This is a genomic window from Halomonas sp. AOP22-C1-8 (genome assembly GCF_052378905.1).
GTDB lineage: Bacteria > Pseudomonadota > Gammaproteobacteria > Pseudomonadales > Halomonadaceae > Vreelandella > Vreelandella citrativorans.
In genome coordinates, this window is record NZ_JBQSYD010000005.1 from 52,721 (window position 1) to 69,792 (window position 17,072).

The 17,072-nt window shown below is 53.6% G+C and carries 15 protein-coding genes; 10 read left to right on the forward strand and 5 right to left on the reverse strand.

Annotation, left to right across the window (positions count from 1 at the left end; translation table 11 throughout):
* Nucleotides 1-125 precede the first annotated feature (125 nt).
* From hemA to ACT3TY_RS04240, 5 genes are read left to right on the forward strand one after another with little or no spacing between them, the layout of a single operon-like run.
* Complete coding sequence (gene hemA, locus ACT3TY_RS04220) at nucleotides 126-1,436, forward strand: glutamyl-tRNA reductase (protein WP_444627438.1); 1,311 nt, start codon at nucleotides 126-128, stop codon at nucleotides 1,434-1,436.
* Nucleotides 1,433-2,521 (forward strand): peptide chain release factor 1, encoded by a 1,089-nt coding sequence (prfA, locus tag ACT3TY_RS04225; protein WP_172117122.1) that lies wholly within the window; start codon nucleotides 1,433-1,435, stop codon nucleotides 2,519-2,521. The genes hemA and prfA overlap by 4 nt, the downstream gene beginning before the upstream one ends.
* Nucleotides 2,521-3,369, forward strand: coding sequence for a peptide chain release factor N(5)-glutamine methyltransferase (prmC, locus tag ACT3TY_RS04230; protein ID WP_444627440.1), 849 nt, complete (start codon nucleotides 2,521-2,523; stop codon nucleotides 3,367-3,369). Before prfA ends, prmC begins: the two co-directional genes overlap by 1 nt.
* Nucleotides 3,370-3,400: 31 nt before the next feature.
* The gene (locus tag ACT3TY_RS04235) at nucleotides 3,401-3,901 is read left to right on the forward strand and encodes an Lrp/AsnC ligand binding domain-containing protein (protein ID WP_087106768.1); all 501 of its coding nucleotides are present in this window, start codon (nucleotides 3,401-3,403) and stop codon (nucleotides 3,899-3,901) included.
* A 4-nt stretch (nucleotides 3,902-3,905) separates the two neighbouring features.
* Nucleotides 3,906-4,679 (forward strand): HesA/MoeB/ThiF family protein, encoded by a 774-nt coding sequence (locus ACT3TY_RS04240; protein WP_444622561.1) that lies wholly within the window; start codon nucleotides 3,906-3,908, stop codon nucleotides 4,677-4,679.
* Between the two features lie 296 nt (nucleotides 4,680-4,975).
* Here ACT3TY_RS04240 and ahpF read toward each other — a convergent pair whose 3' ends face one another.
* Nucleotides 4,976-6,532 carry an alkyl hydroperoxide reductase subunit F gene (gene ahpF, locus ACT3TY_RS04245; RefSeq protein WP_172117119.1) on the reverse strand — a complete coding sequence of 519 codons (1,557 nt, stop codon included), beginning with the start codon at nucleotides 6,530-6,532 and terminating at the stop codon, nucleotides 4,976-4,978.
* A gap of 231 nt (nucleotides 6,533-6,763) precedes the next feature.
* On the reverse strand, nucleotides 6,764-7,327 hold the full coding sequence (ahpC, locus tag ACT3TY_RS04250) for an alkyl hydroperoxide reductase subunit C (protein ID WP_193054966.1): 564 nt from the start codon (nucleotides 7,325-7,327) through the stop codon (nucleotides 6,764-6,766).
* A 356-nt stretch (nucleotides 7,328-7,683) separates the two neighbouring features.
* On the opposite strand from ahpC, the gene ACT3TY_RS04255 reads away from it, so the two are divergent.
* From ACT3TY_RS04255 to ACT3TY_RS04270, 4 genes are all read left to right on the forward strand, one after another.
* Nucleotides 7,684-8,787 (forward strand): polyamine ABC transporter substrate-binding protein, encoded by a 1,104-nt coding sequence (locus ACT3TY_RS04255; RefSeq protein ID WP_193054965.1) that lies wholly within the window; start codon nucleotides 7,684-7,686, stop codon nucleotides 8,785-8,787.
* 94 nt (nucleotides 8,788-8,881) lie between these two features.
* On the forward strand, nucleotides 8,882-10,099 hold the full coding sequence (gene potA, locus ACT3TY_RS04260; protein ID WP_444627441.1) for a polyamine ABC transporter ATP-binding protein: 1,218 nt from the start codon (nucleotides 8,882-8,884) through the stop codon (nucleotides 10,097-10,099).
* Nucleotides 10,100-10,133: 34 nt separating this feature from the next.
* Complete coding sequence (locus tag ACT3TY_RS04265; protein WP_441679081.1) at nucleotides 10,134-11,045, forward strand: ABC transporter permease subunit; 912 nt, start codon at nucleotides 10,134-10,136, stop codon at nucleotides 11,043-11,045.
* Nucleotides 11,042-11,863 carry an ABC transporter permease subunit gene (locus tag ACT3TY_RS04270; RefSeq protein ID WP_193054962.1) on the forward strand — a complete coding sequence of 274 codons (822 nt, stop codon included), beginning with the start codon at nucleotides 11,042-11,044 and terminating at the stop codon, nucleotides 11,861-11,863. Before ACT3TY_RS04265 ends, ACT3TY_RS04270 begins: the two co-directional genes overlap by 4 nt.
* Before the next feature lie 18 nt (nucleotides 11,864-11,881).
* On the opposite strand, the gene ACT3TY_RS04275 is transcribed toward ACT3TY_RS04270, so the two are convergent.
* Nucleotides 11,882-12,091 (reverse strand): CPXCG motif-containing cysteine-rich protein, encoded by a 210-nt coding sequence (locus tag ACT3TY_RS04275; protein WP_087106752.1) that lies wholly within the window; start codon nucleotides 12,089-12,091, stop codon nucleotides 11,882-11,884.
* A gap of 136 nt (nucleotides 12,092-12,227) precedes the next feature.
* Here ACT3TY_RS04275 and ACT3TY_RS04280 point away from each other — a divergent pair, with 136 nt between their 5' ends.
* A complete protein-coding gene (locus ACT3TY_RS04280) occupies nucleotides 12,228-12,656 on the forward strand; it encodes a DUF3617 domain-containing protein (RefSeq protein ID WP_172117113.1) in 429 nt (142 codons plus the stop codon).
* A 103-nt stretch (nucleotides 12,657-12,759) separates the two neighbouring features.
* Here ACT3TY_RS04280 and ACT3TY_RS04285 read toward each other — a convergent pair whose 3' ends face one another.
* Nucleotides 12,760-15,867 (reverse strand): efflux RND transporter permease subunit, encoded by a 3,108-nt coding sequence (locus ACT3TY_RS04285; RefSeq protein ID WP_444627442.1) that lies wholly within the window; start codon nucleotides 15,865-15,867, stop codon nucleotides 12,760-12,762.
* On the reverse strand, nucleotides 15,867-16,946 hold the full coding sequence (locus tag ACT3TY_RS04290; RefSeq protein WP_444627443.1) for an efflux RND transporter periplasmic adaptor subunit: 1,080 nt from the start codon (nucleotides 16,944-16,946) through the stop codon (nucleotides 15,867-15,869). Before ACT3TY_RS04290 ends, ACT3TY_RS04285 begins: the two co-directional genes overlap by 1 nt.
* Nucleotides 16,947-17,072: the final 126 nt, after the last annotated feature.

Genomic DNA, 17,072 nt, shown 5'->3' on the forward strand with positions numbered 1-17,072 from the left:
AGCGCAATTGAGTAATGATCAGCCATTGCCCAAGCTTGCGCTAATTCAGCGTAAGACGTAAACCACTGAGACTTCAAGACCGATAGCAACGTGATGACCGAACCACTAGCGAAGACGCATACCGCATGACGCTTCTTGCCTTGGGAATCAATCACCGTACTGCCAGTGTGGCCGTACGCGAGCAGGTAGCCTTTACTCCGGCGCAGTTAGATCACGCGCTGGAGCAACTGCGTGGTCTGTCACATGTTAGCGAAGCGGCGGTGCTCTCCACCTGCAACCGCACTGAGCTATATTGCGTAACGGACGCTGCTGGCGAGCAAGCCGTGCTTGAGTGGCTAGGGCGTTTTCATAACTTGAGTGTTGAAGAGCTGACCCGCTGCGCGTACCACTATTTAGACAACGACGCTGCGCGCCATTTAATGCGTGTGGCCGTTGGTCTGGACTCCATGGTATTGGGTGAGCCGCAAATACTTGGGCAATTGAAAGATGCCTATCAACAGGCGCGCCAAATGCAGGGGTTGGGCGGCGAGCTTGAGCGTCTTTTTCAACATACCTTTGCAGTCGCCAAGCAGGTACGTACCGAAACCGGGATTGGCAAAAATCCGGTTTCGGTGGCCTATGCTGCGGTGAGTATGGCTAGCCGAATTTTTGATGACTTTAGCCGCTCGCGGGCGTTGCTAATTGGTGCGGGTGAAACCATCGAGCTGGTCGCGCGTCATCTACATGAAGCCGGTGTACGTCAATTAACCGTGGCTAACCGCACACGGGAGCGTGCTGAGCTTGTCTCCTCGCGACTGGGTGGTAAGGCAATTACGCTTTCTGAAATTCCGGGCGCGCTGGAAGAAGCCGATATCGTTATTTCTTCCACCGCATCGCCTCTGCCAATTCTGGGCAAGGGGATGGTTGAAAGCGCACTCAAAAAGCGTCGCCACCGCCCGGTCTTTATGGTGGATATCGCCGTGCCACGGGATATTGAGCCCGAGGTAGGCGAGCTTGCCGATGTGTTCCTTTATACGGTCGATGATCTGGAAGAGGTGATCGAAGAGAATCGTCGCTATCGCCAAGTGGCTGCTGACCAGGCCGAGTCTCTGATTGAGCACGGTGTCAGTAGTTGGCAGCATGAAAAACGAATTCGTAACGGTGGTGAGTTGATTCGCGACTACCGTCAGCACGCCGAAACCCTGCGCGATCAATCGCGTGATCAGGCGTTGGAGCGCTTGGCGCGCGGTGAAGACCCAGCCAAAGTGATTGAGCGCCTGGCTCATCAACTGGCTAATCGCTTAATGCACCAGCCCACGCAAGCAATACGCGATGCCGCCTCGCAAGAGCAGCATGACTTGCTGGAGGCCGCGCCACGCTTACTATTGCCTGTTAAACCCGCTTTTGAAAAGCCCGCGCCCACGGCTAACCGCCAGAAGGATAATACGCCCGCATGAAAGATACCTTGCGCCAACGCCTCGATAGCTTTACCGAACGTTTTGAAGAGCTGGCGATGCTGCTGTCTGACCCTGAGGTCATTAATAATCAGCAGCGCTTTCGCGACTATTCACGCGAGTACGCCGAGCTGGATGAGCTGGTAGCGGCTTGGCAGCGCTATCGCAGCGTTGAAAACGATATTGAGGCAGCCCAGCAGCTTAGTCGGGACGATGATCCTGATATGCGTGAGCTTGCCGAGATGGAAGTCAGTGAAGGGCGCGAGCAGCTAGACCTACTGGATACTGAGCTAAAGCGTTTGCTGGTGCCTAAAGACCCCGATGATGGCCGAGGCGTGTTTTTGGAAGTACGTGCCGGTACCGGTGGTGATGAAGCCGCGATTTTTGCAGGTGATCTGTTTCGTATGTATTCACGCTATGCGGAAAAACGTGGCTGGCGCGTCGAAGTAGTGAGTACCAACCATGGCGAGCAGGGCGGCTATAAAGAGATTATTTCCCGCGTTAAGGGGGATAGCGTCTATGCGCGTTTGAAATTTGAGTCGGGTGCTCACCGGGTGCAACGCGTTCCTGCTACTGAATCTCAAGGGCGTATTCATACGTCGGCATGTACTGTGGCGGTGATGCCTGAAGTTGATGATGTTGGCGATATCGATATTAATTCATCGGATTTACGCGTCGATACCTACCGTTCAAGTGGAGCAGGTGGCCAGCACGTTAACACCACCGACTCAGCGATTCGTATTACCCACATACCGACAGGCGTAGTGGTTGAGTGCCAGGAAGAGCGTAGTCAGCATAAAAACCGGGCCAAGGCGATGTCGCTGCTTGCCGCGAAATTGAAGCGTAATGCGGTCGATAGTCAACGACAGGAGCAGGCGGATGCCCGTCGCTCGCTGGTAGGCTCTGGTGATCGTAGCGAACGTATCCGTACCTACAACTTCCCTCAGGGGCGAATTACCGATCATCGTATCAACCTGACGCTTTATAAGCTCAATGAAGTGGTGAGCGGCGAGCAGTTGGATGAGGTCATTGAGCCCTTGATCCACGAGTATCAGGCCGAACAGCTATCGGCGCTTCAGGACACGTAATGACGTTTGATGCGCTTTTACAGGCCGCAGCAGAGCGCTTAAAAGCCGCCGGCTCAGCCTCGCCGCGCTTGGATGCCGACGTCCTGCTTGCCCACGTAATTCAACGGGACCGCACATGGCTATATACCTGGGGCGACCGTGATTGTCCCGGGTGGGAGCATGCGCGCTTTGATGCACTAGTGGCGGCGCGTGCTCAGGGGCAGCCAGTGGCCTACCTGACCGGTGAGCGAGAGTTTTGGGGGTTGCGGTTGGTCACTTCAAAAGAGACGCTAATACCGCGGCCGGATACCGAAACGCTGGTAGAAACAGCGCTCAACCACGTTGCCTCTCCCGTCGGGCGCTTGCTGGATTTAGGTACGGGCACCGGAGCCATTGCACTGGCTTTTGCCAGTGAGCAGCCTGGTTGGCAGGTGGTTGGTGTCGACCTTCGCTCAGAAGCGGTTTCTTTGGCACAGCGAAACGCAGCCGCGTTAGGGATCGATAACGTAGCGTTCATGCAAAGCAATTGGTTTGCTGCCTTTGAGCAGGATGCGACACCCGTAGAGCGGTTTGATCTTATTGTGAGTAATCCGCCGTATATTGCCGCTGACGATCCGCATTTGCACCAAGGGGATGTGCGCTTTGAGCCGCTGAGTGCGCTGGTGGCAGGGGGCGATGGGCTGGCCGATTTGATACATTTAGTGGCCACGGCGCGGCGCTACTTAACAGCCTCAGGATGGCTGTTGCTAGAGCATGGCTATCGTCAGGCAGCCTCAGTGCGCGCAGCGCTGGTGGATGCGGGTTATCAAAACGTTGAAAGTGTTTGCGACCTCGGTGGGCATGAGCGTATTACCCTTGGGCGCTACTAGCTCGTCTGGCTTATCTGTAGTGGATCCTGCTATGAAACCTAAAAATAGAACGCTAGACCGTATCGACCTTAAAATTCTGCGCTGCCTGCAGGAAAATGCACGTATTTCCTATGTTGATTTGGCATCAGAGGTTGGTTTATCCACAACTCCTTGTTTGGAGCGTGTCAAGCGCCTGGAGCGCGCGGGCATTATTCGTGGCTACCAGGCGATTCTTGACCCCCAGGCACTCAAAGCCAATTTACTGGTCTTTGTTGAAATTAGCCTGGAAACTCAATCGCCAGCCGTATTTGATGAATTTCGTCGAGCCGTTGAAAAGCTGCCGCAAATCCAGGAGTGCCATCTGGTCTCTGGTCAGTTTGATTACATCTTGAAATGCCGCATTCCAGAAATGGCCGCCTACCGTCAGCTATTAGGAGACGTGGTGCTTACGCTCCCCGGCGTCAAAGAGTCTAAAAGTTACGTGGTTATGGAAGAGGTGAAAGAAAGCTTTAGCCTGCATGTACCCGACGTTGAGCACTTTGAGGACAAATAAGTCGATGATGGATGATCAGACACTGCTGCGCTACAGCCGTCACATTATGCTGCCTGAAGTGGATATTGAAGGGCAAGAGCGCTTGCGTAGTGCCCATGCTCTGATCATCGGTGCGGGAGGGTTGGGCTCGCCGGCGGCACTTTACCTGGCCGCTGCGGGTGTCGGGCAGATAACGATTGTAGATGCTGATCATGTCGAGTTGTCTAACCTTCAGCGTCAAATTGCTCATCAGCAGGCAAGCATTGGGCAGAACAAGGCGGCTTCTGCCAAGGCCAGTATGCAGGCGCTAAACCCGGATTGCCGTATTACAGCACTTGAAACTCATGCGGAGGGTGAAGCCCTGGAGCAGCTCGTTGCTGCTGCCGATGTGGTGCTGGATTGTACGGATCGTTTTTCCAGCCGCTATGCCATCAATGCTGCCACGCAAAAAGTAGGTGTTCCGTTGGTGTCAGGCGCTGCCATTCGCTTTTCTGGTCAGCTTGCGGTGTTTAGCCCCCGTGACCCAAACTGCCCCTGCTATGCTTGCCTTTACCCACCGGACGATATGGGCGATGAAGCACTTGGCTGCGCAGAAAGTGGTGTGATGGCGCCGTTGGTGGGGTTAATCGGATGTTTTCAAGCTGTTGAGGCGTTCAAATTGCTAAGCGGCGCCGGGCAAACCCACCAAGGGCTTGCAACCTTTGATGGCCTACGAGGCCAGTGGCGCCACTTCAACGTACCGCGTGATCCGGCGTGCACTGTGTGCAGTGTGATACCTAAACAGAGCGATGTTTCGTAGAAGAGGCATTAGTTGGTTCATCTGCAAGCGTTGTCCTGCTCAGAATCCCTTTTTTTGATGAGTTGCTGCGACTAGACTATCTGGTTGGTGGCTGCTGGCCGGTGGGTTAAAGACAAAGAAATCCGGCCTCCAGGGGAGAGAGCCGGATTTTCTTAGAGCCTTCGGTATCGGCAAGCCTTGGCCGAATAATATTACGTAGGGCAGCGGTTATGACGTCACGGTCTTATACGTCAAAGGGATAGGGGAGGCGGGGAGTGGAAAACCACTACCCGCTTTTGGGTGTTGGTGCTTGGCGATTAGTTACGGATCAGGTAATCAAACGCGCCAAGTGAGGCTTTTGCGCCTTCGCCCATGGCAATAATAATCTGCTTGTAAGGCACCGTGGTAACATCACCCGCGGCAAATACGCCGGGTACCGAGGTCATGCCGTGAGAGTCGACGATGATCTCCCCGCGCGGCGTCATTTCGATGGGCGAGTCTTTCAGCCACTCGGTATTTGGCACCAGGCCAATCTGGACAAAGATGCCTTCCAGCGCGATGTTTTTAGTCTCATCGGTGTTGCGGTCTTTGTAGGTCAGGCCATTAACGCGGCTGCCGTCACCGGTTACTTCGGTGGTTTGAGCATTTAAGATAATGTCCACGTTGGGCAGGCTCTTAAGTTTTTTCTGCAGTACCGCATCGGCACGCATTTCACCCATAAATTCGAAAAGGGTGACGTGAGCAACGATGCCCGCCAAGTCAATGGCAGCTTCAACGCCAGAGTTGCCGCCGCCAATAACCGCGACGCGCTTGCCTTTAAATAGCGGGCCGTCGCAGTGCGGGCAGTAAGCAACGCCTTTGTTGCGGTATTGCTGCTCGCCGGGGACATTCATTTCGCGCCAACGGGCGCCGGTCGCCAGAACCAGTGTTTTGCTCTTGAGTTTTGCACCTGACTCAAAGGTCACTTCGTGCAAGCCACCTTCGGCCTCAGCGGCTTTAAAGGCAGTTGCCGTTTGCAAGTTCATTACATCAACGTCGTAATCCTTGACGTGCTCTTCAAGCGCGCTAACAAGCTTGGGACCTTCTGTATGAGTGACCGAAATAAAGTTTTCGATACTCATGGTATCCGATACCTGGCCACCAAAACGCTCAGCCGCAACACCGGTACTAATGCCTTTGCGTGCAGAATAAATGGCAGCCGCAGCACCCGCGGGGCCACCGCCGATCACCAGCGTATCGAATGCGGCTTTGGTGCTTAGCTTTTTGGCTTCGCGGTCGGCGGCGCCCGTGTCCACTTTGGCCAGAATTTGCTCAAGGGTCATGCGGCCCTGATCGAACGGCTTACCGTTTAGATAAATACTGGGCACTGACATAATTTCACGCTCTTCAACTTCGTCCTGGAAGAGCGCCCCATCAATCGCCACATGGCGGACGTTGGGGTTAAAGATCGCCATCAGGTTTAACGCCTGAACCACATCGGGGCAGTTCTGGCAGGACAGCGAGTAGTAGGTCTCAAAGAGCATGTCGCCTTCGAGCGCTTTAATCTGATTAAGCACCTCGTCAGAGGTTTTCGGTGGGTGTCCGCCTACTTGCAGCAGTGCCAGAACCAGCGATGTAAACTCGTGGCCCATGGGGATACCGGCAAATACAACACCCGTCTCTTCACCTGTGCGGTTGATCGCAAAAGAGGGTGTGCGGCTATCCTGACCATCCGTTTTCAGGGTGATCATGTCACTCAGCCCGTTGATATCTTCCAACAAGCCGTGAAGTTCACGTGACTTGTCACCGTCATCAAGGGACGCAACGATCTCGAACGGTTGAGTCACTTTTTCCAAGTAAGCTTTCAACTGATTTTTTAAATTAGCGTCCAACATGACAGTGAATTCCTCGTAATCTGTAAAAGGTGTTCTCAACCCTTAGCCACATTTAGCCCTCGCTAGTGAAAATCACAGCGAAGTCGGTATAAAAGGGAGAACATATAGCGCGATGTAAAGAGAACACCCGGGTGAAAAAAGCCCGGGTGTTAGGCTGCCATCTGGTTAAGCCGTTATCGTAAGCGGCGCTTCAAGAGCGATTAAGATAACGAAGATGGCAGCACTCGCCGTTTAGATTTTGCCAACGAGGTCTAAAGAGGGCGCGAGTGTTTCTTCGCCTTCTTTCCATTTGGCCGGGCATACTTCGTTGGGGTTTTCACGAACATACTGGGCAGCTTTAACTTTGCGCAGTAGCTCTTCGGCATTACGGCCGATGTTGCCCGCGTTGATTTCAACGATCTGAACTTTACCGTCGGGATCGATAACAAACGTGCCGCGTTCTGCAAGGCCTGCTTCTTCAATCAGGACTTCAAAGTTACGCGAGATTTGCAGCGTGGGGTCAGCCAGCATTGGGTACTGAAGCTTGCCGATCGTTTCGGAGCTATCGTGCCATGCTTTATGGGTGAAGTGGGTATCGGTTGAAACGCTGTAAATTTCAACGCCCAGCTTTTTGAAGGCTTCGTAGTTGTCGGCCAGGTCGCCAAGCTCCGTTGGGCAAACAAACGTAAAGTCAGCCGGGTAGAAGAAGAAGATGGACCATTTTCCCTTCAGGTCAGCTTCGGTGACATCAATAAATTCGCCATCTAGATAGGCGGTAGCTTTAAACGGTTTTACTTCAGTGTTGATCAAGGACATCCAGATTATCTCCGTGTCTTGTGAATGAAGGTGAAAATGTTGAGGACTATAGTAGGGGTATTTTCCTGATAGCTAAAATTGAAAAACACCATTTAGCGTATAGTCTTTTACTATTATGCAGCAGCCTATCTACGCTCCGCAGACCTTGAAGTGGGGGCAGGCCCACTATAATGCAAGAATCTTTCACATTGACTTGCGATAGAGACCGCTGCGCCGCAAAATTCGCGTTCAGTAGAAAAGCCCACGCTAACGGCGAGTGGCTGATGGCTGGCGTTAATCTAGATGGTACTGTTTTGAAGAGCTGTTTTTGAATAACCGTTGCTGAATAACTGTTTTTGGATAATGAGGAGCACGAAATGGGGAACATTCACAAACTTTCCGGGGCCGTTGCGGCCGTTTCTTTAGCCGCAGCGGCGACAGTCGCCCATGCCGATGAGGTACGGGTATATAACTGGTCAGATTATATAGCACCGGAAACGCTTGAAAAATTTACCGAGCGTACCGGCATTGATGTTACCTACGATGTTTATGATAGTAATGAGACGCTTGACGCTGCCTTGCTGGCAGGCCGTTCGGGGTATGACGTAGTGGTGCCTTCTACGCACTTTTTTACGCGTCAACGCCAAGCGGGCGTTTATCAAGCGCTTGATAAAGAGCAGTTACCAAACCTGGAAAATCTCAATACCGAGTTGATGGAAAATTTAGACGCGATTGACCCTGATGGCGACTACTCAGTGCCTTACATGTGGGGCACTAACGGTATTGGCTACAATGTTGAGCGCGTGAAAGAGATCCTGGGCGATGATGCGCCGGTCGATAGTTGGGCAATGCTATTTGACCCTGAAATTACCTCCGCGTTAAAAAAGGCGGGTTGCGGTATTTCAATGCTGGATACGGGTGAGGAAATGCTGCCCGCGGCCATGGCTTACTTGGGCCTGAACCCGCTAAGCGAAAACGCGGAAGACTTTGAAGCCGCCGGTGAAGTGATTAGCGCCGTGCGCGATGATATTACCTATTTCCACTCTTCACGCTACGTATCCGACTTGGCCAATGGCGATATTTGTGTGGCAGGCGGATATTCAGGCGATGTATTCCAGGCTGCTGAGCGTGCCGAGGAAGCAGGGCGTGATTTTGACATTGGCTATAGCATTCCTAAAGAAGGCGCCGCCTTGTGGTTTGATGTTATGGCGGTCCCGGCGGACGCGCCCAATGCTGAAAACGCCCATGCCTTTATTAACTTTATCCTGGACCCGGAAATTGCCGCAGAAATTACCGATTACGTCAGCTACGCCAACCCCAATGCGGCGGCCGATGCTTACCTTCCGGAAGAAATTCTGAATGACCCGGCGATCTATCCCGAAGCCGAGGTTATGCAAAACCTGTATGTGGCGCTTGACATGCCACAGCCGGTACAACGTATCCGTACACGTGTGTGGAACCGTGTAAAGTCTGGCCGTTAAGCTAACCTCATCCGACAGTGAGCCAGGCCTTTTGCCTGTCTCGCTGTTCATCTTTTAATGCCCGGTTTTCCGGGTCTTTTGATGGGAGTGGCGAATGGTCACTACGCCCCTGTCGGACGGAAATTCGGCGAGCGAACCCTCGGCAAACGAACCTTCAGTGAACGAAACGGCAGCGTCTCCCTTGGCGGTACAGCGCCCACAAGGCAAGACACCGCGGTTTGCAGAAGACATCGTGCTAGAAGTTAAAGGCTTATGTAAGCGCTTTGACGAGGCCTTGGCGGTAGATAATGTAAATTTACAGGTGAAGCGTGGTGAGATTTTTGCGCTTTTAGGCGGGTCGGGTTCGGGGAAGTCGACGCTGTTGCGTATGCTCGCCGGGTTTGAAACTCCCACGGACGGGCATATTTTGCTGGGCGGTCAAGACATTACTGCGATCCCGCCCTACAAGCGCCCGATTAATATGATGTTTCAATCCTATGCGCTATTTCCACACATGACGGTGGCGCAAAATATTGCCTTTGGGCTAAAGCAGGACAAGCTTGCCAAGGCGGAAGTAGATGCGCGCGTGGCGCAAATGCTGAAACTGGTGCATATGGAACGCTTTGCCAAGCGTAAGCCGCATCAGCTTTCCGGTGGCCAGCGTCAACGGGTGGCGCTGGCGCGCTCCCTCGCCAAACGGCCAAAACTGTTGCTGCTTGATGAGCCCATGGGCGCGCTGGATAAAAAGCTGCGTACTGAAATGCAGTTGGAAGTGGTCGAGATTATTGAGCAGGTAGGCGTGACCTGCATTATGGTGACCCACGATCAGGAAGAGGCCATGACCATGGCGGATCGTGTCGCCATTATGGCCGATGGCTGGATTGAGCAGGTTGGCTCGCCGGTCGATGTATACGAAAGCCCAGCCAGCCGTATGGTGGCGGAATTTGTCGGTACGGTGAACCTGTTTGAAGGCGAGATTGTGGAAGATGCCGCTGACCACTGCCAAATCGTATCGCCTGAGCTTGAGCGCCCCATTTATATCGACCACGGCATTACCACTCAAGCGGTTGATCGGCGGGTGTGGGCCGCGCTGCGTCCGGAAAAAATCTGGCTAACGCGTGAGAAACCCTCGTCTGATTACAACTGGGCAGAGGGTAAAGTTCACGATATCGCCTACCTGGGTGGTTTTTCGCTTTACTACGTACGCACCGCCTCGGGTCAGTTGATTAAGGTCAGCATGGCGAATACCGAACGGCGAGGTGACCGGCCAACCTGGGAAGACAGTGTGTATGTCTACTGGGAAGACCACAGTGCCATCGTGTTGAACCGCTAATGGCCCTTTCTGGCTACTTGGGAGATTGCTTGCGATGATGCCATCTCAACTCACTGCCCTGTTCAAACGCTTACAGTTAGGGCGTCGGGCGGTGATTGCCTTGCCGCTTGTATGGCTACTGCTGTTTTTTTTGCTGCCCTTTGCCCTGGTACTGAAGATCAGTTTGTCGGAAGGGGTTGTGGCGATCCCTCCTTATGGGCCGCTGCTTGAGTATACCAACCAGACCCTGCATATCTTTCTAAACGTGGGCAACTATCTGTTTTTGCTCTCCGATTCGCTGTATGCAGCTGCCTATTGGGGGTCTGTAAAAACGGCGTTTATCTCAACCGTGGCCTGTTTGTTGATCGGCTACCCGATGGCATACGCCATGGCCCGTGCCCCAGCACGCTGGCAGCTTCTGTTGTTGTTGCTGGTAATGTTGCCCTCCTGGACCTCGTTTTTGATTCGCGTGTATGCCTGGATGGGGATTTTAAGTAACAGCGGCCTTATCAATAATCTACTGATAGGGTTGGGTCTGATCGATACGCCTTTACGAATGATGAACACGCAGTTTGCCGTGGTGATAGGTATTGTCTATGCCTATCTTCCCTTTATGGTGTTGCCGCTTTATGCCCATCTAACCCGGCTGGATAATTCACTACTGGAGGCCGCTTCGGACCTTGGGTCACGTAAACTCAATACTTTTATCAAGGTAACGCTGCCCCTTTCGATGGGGGGAATTATTGCGGGGTCAATGTTGGTATTTATCCCGGCCGTGGGCGAGTTTGTTATTCCCGAGCTATTGGGCGGCCCGGATACGCTGATGATTGGTAAGGTACTTTGGGAGGAGTTTTTCCTTAATCGCGATTGGCCCGTTGCCTCGGCGCTGGCAATGGTGATGTTACTGCTGCTGTTAATACCGATTGTTTGGTTTCACCGTTACCAGTCTCGGGGGCTTGAAGAATGAGCGTAGTACGACGGCGGCCGCATTTTTCAACCTTGATGCTGATACTCGGCCTGGTGTTCCTCTATCTGCCGATGGCGGTGTTGGTGGTGTACTCCTTCAACTCTTCCAGGCTCGTTACCGTGTGGGCGGGCTTTTCAACCCAGTGGTACGGGGCGCTGTTCCAGGACCAACAAATTCTCTCGGCAGTATGGACGAGTCTAAAAATCGCGTTTTTTGCCGCGAGCATGGCGGTATGTTTGGGAACGGTCGCGGCGTTTGTAATGACGCGATTTGGACGCTTCCGTGGAAAAACGGCGCTTTCCAGCATGGTAACGGCACCCCTTGTCATGCCCGAGGTCATTACCGGGCTGTCGTTGCTACTGCTATTTGTTCAAATGGCACAGCTGACAGGCTGGCCCGCCGACCGTGGTGTAGGCACTATCTGGATTGCGCATACCACCTTTTGCAGCGCTTACGTTGCCATTGTAGTGGCGGCACGGCTGCGCGAGTTGGATAGCTCGATAGAAGAGGCGGCAATGGATTTAGGTTCACCACCCCTTAAAACATTCTTTTTTATCACGCTACCCATTATTGCCCCTGCGCTGGCGGCGGGCTGGCTGCTTGCCTTCACGCTGTCGTTGGATGACCTGGTCATCGCAAGCTTCGTGTCAGGCCCTGGCGCCAATACGCTGCCCATGGTGGTGTTTTCATCTGTTCGCATGGGCGTATCGCCTAAAATTAATGCGCTGGCGACGCTGATTATTTTGACGGTATCGCTGGTGACGTTTTTGGCGTGGTACCTGATGCGTCGTAGCGAAGCCAAGCGGCAAATAAATTAGCAACAAGGAGGCGTTTGGCTAGAAAACGTCATCGTCTCGGCCGGTTAACACGGCTTCAAGTTCGCCGGTCATGGGCGAGATGATGATTTCAAGCTGAATAGGCGCACAGCATTGATGGCAATCTTCCCACGTGGCGTGGCTGCCTTGAGAGGTGTCGATGACAAACGTCAGAGGCGCATCGCAATAGGGGCAGTTAAAATCGTGGTTTACCAAGGCGTCATCGTGCATAAGCAGCTACCTTTAAAAGTTTGGAGCTTGGCGGCAGTGTAGCAGTCTGCGCGAAGCCGGGCATGGCAGTGATGAATCAGGTAGGATATACGCGGTTTTCCATGGACTGTTTTTCAACGTGCTAAAGAGAGAAACGATGATGTTACGAAACATGGTAGTAGCGGCCACTTTGGCCTTCCCGATGGTCGCCTTGGCGGAAACACCGAATGTTACCCCAGGCGAGTGGGAGTTCGTCAGCGTGACCAGCATCAGTGGCGACATGGATATTCCGGATCAAACGGAAACCGAGCGTCAATGTATTACTCAGGATGACCTTGAAGGCGCCGAGTTTGGGTTTATCGAAGAAGAAGATGGCTGCGAGCTTCTCAATCAGGAAATGAGTGCTGACGGTCTCTCTTACAGCATGGTATGTCGCGCAGAGGGTGGTGAAGCCAATATTGATGGCGATATGAGCTTTATGGGCGAGCAAATCAGCGGCAGCGTTGATATTCTCACTCAGTCGCCAATGGGCGAGCTGACCATGAATACCGCTATTGAAGGTCAGCGTGTAGGTGAGTGTGAATAATCACTTGCGTTGATGCCTGAAAAGGGCGCCTCTTTTGAAGAGGCGCCCTTTTTTTGACCGATAGCCTTTCTTTACCTCTAGAAAGAAAAGCCGCAACACGTCGCTAACCGGCTGAGTCGGAAATTTCCTCTTCCAGACGCCGTTTAACCGCACCGGGGGAGCCGGTATGACGTGCCAGAAGGTCGTACGCAACGGGTACTACAAATAGCGTGAACAGTGTCGCCGCACCAACGCCTGCCATTATCACCGTGCCAATCACCAGGCGGGATTCAGCGCCTGGCCCGCTTGAAATAATCAGTGGTATGGCACCGGCCATAGTGGTGATTGCGGTCATCAAAATAGGTCGTAGCCGGGTGACGGAGGCTTGAATGAGCGCTGTACGAAAGGCTTTGCCCTCATCACGTAGCTGGTTGGCAAACTCGACGATCAAAATACCATTTTTAGCAGCCAGACCAATCAATAGTACCAGGCCAACCTGACTATAAATGTTAAGCGACTGCCCACTTAGCAAAAGCGCCAATAGGGCGCCGCTCATCGCGAGCGGTACGGTCAACATAATGACCAAGGGATGGATAAGGCTTTCAAACTGTGCGGCTAGCACTAGAAATACCACGATGGCGCCTAATATCAGCAGGAAGGTGGTCGCGCCACTTGCCTGCTGAAAATCACGTGAAGGGCCTGCCACGTTGGTTTGTGCTTCTTCGGGCAACAGCGTGTCGGCGGTAGCTTGTAGATATGTAAGCGCCTCCCCAAGCGGGTAGCCGTCAGCCAGGTTGGCCTCAATGGTAATGGCTCGAATACGGTCAAAGCGGTTTAACGTGCTGGCGCCAGCAACGTCGGTAAGCGTCACGAGGCTTGCGAGAGGGATTAGTTCACCAGAGCGTGCCGAGCGTACCTGTATATTATCCAAGGCGCGGGGGCTGTTCTGCCGATCGCGATCACCTTCGATAATCACGTCGTACTCTTCGCCGTCATCCACGTAGCGGGTAACGTTGCGACCGCCTAACAGCACTTCAAGCGTACGGCCTATTTCGGTAATCGTTACGCCCAACGCTGCTGCTCGCTCATAGTTAATCTCGACACTGAGCTGTGGCTGGGTCTCGTTATAGTTGCTTTCAAGCGCCGTAATGCGTGGGTTATCTTCCCGGACGTAGTCCATCAGCAGGGTGCGCCAGCGAGCGAGTTCTGCGTAATTACCGCCGCCAATCACAAACTGCACAGGCTTTTGTGTGCGTTGACCAAAGCCCTGACGCATAACGGGGAATGCCTGAACGCCGGGCAGCGGCCTTAGCAGCGCTCGCACGTCATCCATTACTTCCCATGCGCTGCGGCGGCTGCCCCAATCGGCCATATTGATGATGACAAAACCGCCGTTAAAATTCTCGATATTGCCAAAGCCGCGTGGCGCACGCACGACCACACGTTCAAGCTCACCCGTTTCTATCAGGGGAGCCAGTCGTGCTTCGATTTCATCCATGTAGTCCATCATGTAATCGAAGGTGGCGCCTTCAGGGCCATTCACCAATACGATAAAGTTGCCACGATCCTCTTGTGGGGTGTACTCATTGGGTAGCTCGGTGGTTAGCCATGCCGTCATGGCGATCAACAGCGCAAATACCCCGACAACTATCCAACTGCGTGCAAGCAGCCACTCAAGGATACGCTGGTAACGTCGCTGAGTAACACCCAGTAGCCACTGGACACCTTTACCCACGGCGCTGTCGTGCATGCCGGGTTTAAGAATCTTGGACGCCATCATGGGGGTTAGGGTAAGCGCCAGGAGTGTCGAGAAAACAACGGCTGCCGCCATCGTGAGGGCAAACTCGGAAAAGAGCCGACCAATGTCGCCCTGCAGCATGCTTAACGGAACAAATACCGCGACCAACACCAGCGTGGTGGCAATAACCGCAAACGCAATCTGGCGTGTTCCTCTAAAAGCGGCTACCAGCGGCGTTTCACCATAGTCGTGCATGCGGCGATTGATATTTTCCAGTACCACAATGGCATCATCAACAATCAAACCAATCGCCAACACCAGCGCCAGCAGAGTGAGCAAGTTGATTGAAAAGTTCATCACGGCAAGCGCGGTAAAAGCCCCAATGACCGCAATAGGAACGGTAACGGCAGGCACCAGCGTGGTCCGCAGGTTACCGAGGAATAAAAAGATCACCACGACGACCAGGCCCATGGCAATAAACAGGGTCATCACGACTTGTTTAATGGCACCGGAAACAAAGACCGAGGCATCATGGGTTAGGCCAAGCGTCATGCCCTCGGGGAGCGTCTCTTGAAGGCGCTCCAACTCATGCCGCACTGCACTTGAAAGCTCAATGACATTAGCGGTCGACTGCATAACGATGCCAAGCCCGACCATGGGAATGCCATTGGCGCGAAATACGGAGCGATCTTCTACCGAGCCGACCTCAACCCGGGCAACGTCGTCCAGTCGTACTAGATAGCCATTATCATGTTGATTTAGAGCCAGGCGTTTAAAGTCATCGGCGGTTGCAAAGCTGCGCGGGAGGCGAACGATAAACTGGCGGTCTTGTGATTCGATGGAGCCTGCCGGTAGCTCAACGTTTTCGGCGCGCAGGGTATCTTCAATATCGCCGACGGTCAGGCCGCGAGCGGCAAGCGCATTGCGGTCCAGCCATACGCGCATGGCGTAATCCCGGCCACCGCCGATACGAACGCGGGCAACGCCCGGTTGCACAGACAGGCTGTCAACCAGAAAGCGGTTGGCGTAATCCGTAAGCTCGGTAATTGAGTAGTCGGCGCCCGAGAGGCTTAGCCATACCACGATCTCTTCGCTGCTATCGGCCTTGGTGACTTCCGGAGCATCGGCATCGTCGGGCAGGTTACGCAAGGCGCCCGAAATTCGATCACGAATATCATTTGCCGCCGCGTTGATATCCATTTCAATACCAAACTCAATTTCGATGCGCGACCGGCCATCCTCACTTTGCGAGGTAATTAACTCAATGCCCTCGACGCCTGCAATTCGGTCTTCCAGCACTTGAGTAATGCGCGTTTCGACGACATCGGCGGACGCACCCGGGTAGCGGGTATCAATACTGACGATGGGAGGATCCACGGTGGGATACTCTTGCAGAGGAAGCCGATTAAGCGCCAGTAAGCCAAAGGCAATGATCAGCGCGGCGATGACCATGGCAAGCACGGGTCGCTGTACGGAAATGTCCGATAGACGCATTAGCGATCGGCCTCCAATAAGGCGCGAATACTCGTTTCATCGTCCACGATGCCCAGTAAACGCACTTCCAGCCCGTCTCTTGCCAGTTGCAAGCCGTGAACCACCACCAGGTCGCCTGCTTCAACGCCTTCAAGAATTTCTACCTGCCCGTAGCGCCGCTCACCTATCACTACGCTGTGCCTTTCAAGGCGCGGGGTAGGGCCACTTTGGTCAATCACCATGACATAGTGTTGGTCGCCACTGGGTTCGAGTGCCGCTTCGGGCAGCACGATGGCATCGCGTACGCGCTGTTGAACGACCACTTCCATCAACATACCCGGCCGAAGGCGCATATCGGGGTTTTCAAGCACGGCTCGCACGTTAACGCTTCGCGAGATAGGATCAATACGTGTACCGATACTGGCAATATCGCCACTAAATATATCGTCGGGGTAGGCGGCTGTCGTAGCACTGAGCGGCAGCCCGATTGAAAGGCGGCTTAGAAAGCGTTCAGGAACGCTAAAATCAAGTTTCATCACATCCAGCTTATCGAGCGTTACCAATTCCATGCCGGGCGTTACCAGTGTGCCGGTACTAATGGTACGCAACCCCACGCGGCCGCTGAAAGGAGCTTTGATTTGGTAGTTGGTAAGCCGTGCTTCGATAACCTGCGTGTTGGCCTGCGCTTGGCGAAGCTGTGCTTGAAAGTCTTCCAGGTCCGCCCGAGCGGCCAGGTTGCGCTCCTGTAGCTGGGTGGTACGTCCAAGCGTGTTACGTCGTTCGTCACTGATGGCCTGAGCTGAGCGCAGCTGGGCTTGCTCTTCGGCATCGTCAAGGTGAATCAGTACTTGCCCCTGTTCAACCTGGTCACCATCCTCAAAATTGATCTCGGCCACAATATCGGTGACCGTTGCAGAAAGCGTAACGCTCTCATCGGCACGCAGGGTGCCCAAGGCTTCCAGTGGGTCAGACCACGTCATTATTTCTGCGCGGCTGCCAATCACAGAAGGTGCGGGCTGTGCTGCGGTTTGCCCTTGGGCGGGGCTTGAGAGTAAAACGGTGAGCAAAACAAGCAAATACGGTCGGGCATACGCGGACATAGGCTTCTCGGTATCAGGCGTGGAGGTAATCCTGGTTAGCACTCTTATATGATGTCATGAAACGCGAAGAAACATTTTCTCCTTGCCTTGAACTGTTAAAATGCGGGTCTTCTCCCCCAAGAGCAA

Excerpts from the sequence above, each read along its gene's own strand:
- hemA (WP_444627438.1), top strand. The coding sequence starts at position 126 with ATGACGCTTCTTGCCTTGGGAATCAATCACCGTACTGCCAGTGTGGCC.
- prfA (WP_172117122.1), top strand. The coding sequence starts at position 1,433 with ATGAAAGATACCTTGCGCCAACGCCTCGATAGCTTTACCGAACGTTTT.
- prmC (WP_444627440.1), top strand. The coding sequence starts at position 2,521 with ATGACGTTTGATGCGCTTTTACAGGCCGCAGCAGAGCGCTTAAAAGCC.
- ACT3TY_RS04235 (WP_087106768.1), top strand. The coding sequence starts at position 3,401 with ATGAAACCTAAAAATAGAACGCTAGACCGTATCGACCTTAAAATTCTG.
- ACT3TY_RS04240 (WP_444622561.1), top strand. The coding sequence starts at position 3,906 with ATGATGGATGATCAGACACTGCTGCGCTACAGCCGTCACATTATGCTG.
- ahpF (WP_172117119.1), bottom strand. The coding sequence starts at position 6,532 with ATGTTGGACGCTAATTTAAAAAATCAGTTGAAAGCTTACTTGGAAAAA.
- ahpC (WP_193054966.1), bottom strand. The coding sequence starts at position 7,327 with ATGTCCTTGATCAACACTGAAGTAAAACCGTTTAAAGCTACCGCCTAT.
- ACT3TY_RS04255 (WP_193054965.1), top strand. The coding sequence starts at position 7,684 with ATGGGGAACATTCACAAACTTTCCGGGGCCGTTGCGGCCGTTTCTTTA.
- potA (WP_444627441.1), top strand. The coding sequence starts at position 8,882 with ATGGTCACTACGCCCCTGTCGGACGGAAATTCGGCGAGCGAACCCTCG.
- ACT3TY_RS04265 (WP_441679081.1), top strand. The coding sequence starts at position 10,134 with ATGATGCCATCTCAACTCACTGCCCTGTTCAAACGCTTACAGTTAGGG.
- ACT3TY_RS04270 (WP_193054962.1), top strand. The coding sequence starts at position 11,042 with ATGAGCGTAGTACGACGGCGGCCGCATTTTTCAACCTTGATGCTGATA.
- ACT3TY_RS04275 (WP_087106752.1), bottom strand. The coding sequence starts at position 12,091 with ATGCACGATGACGCCTTGGTAAACCACGATTTTAACTGCCCCTATTGC.
- ACT3TY_RS04280 (WP_172117113.1), top strand. The coding sequence starts at position 12,228 with ATGATGTTACGAAACATGGTAGTAGCGGCCACTTTGGCCTTCCCGATG.
- ACT3TY_RS04285 (WP_444627442.1), bottom strand. The coding sequence starts at position 15,867 with ATGCGTCTATCGGACATTTCCGTACAGCGACCCGTGCTTGCCATGGTC.
- ACT3TY_RS04290 (WP_444627443.1), bottom strand. The coding sequence starts at position 16,946 with ATGTCCGCGTATGCCCGACCGTATTTGCTTGTTTTGCTCACCGTTTTA.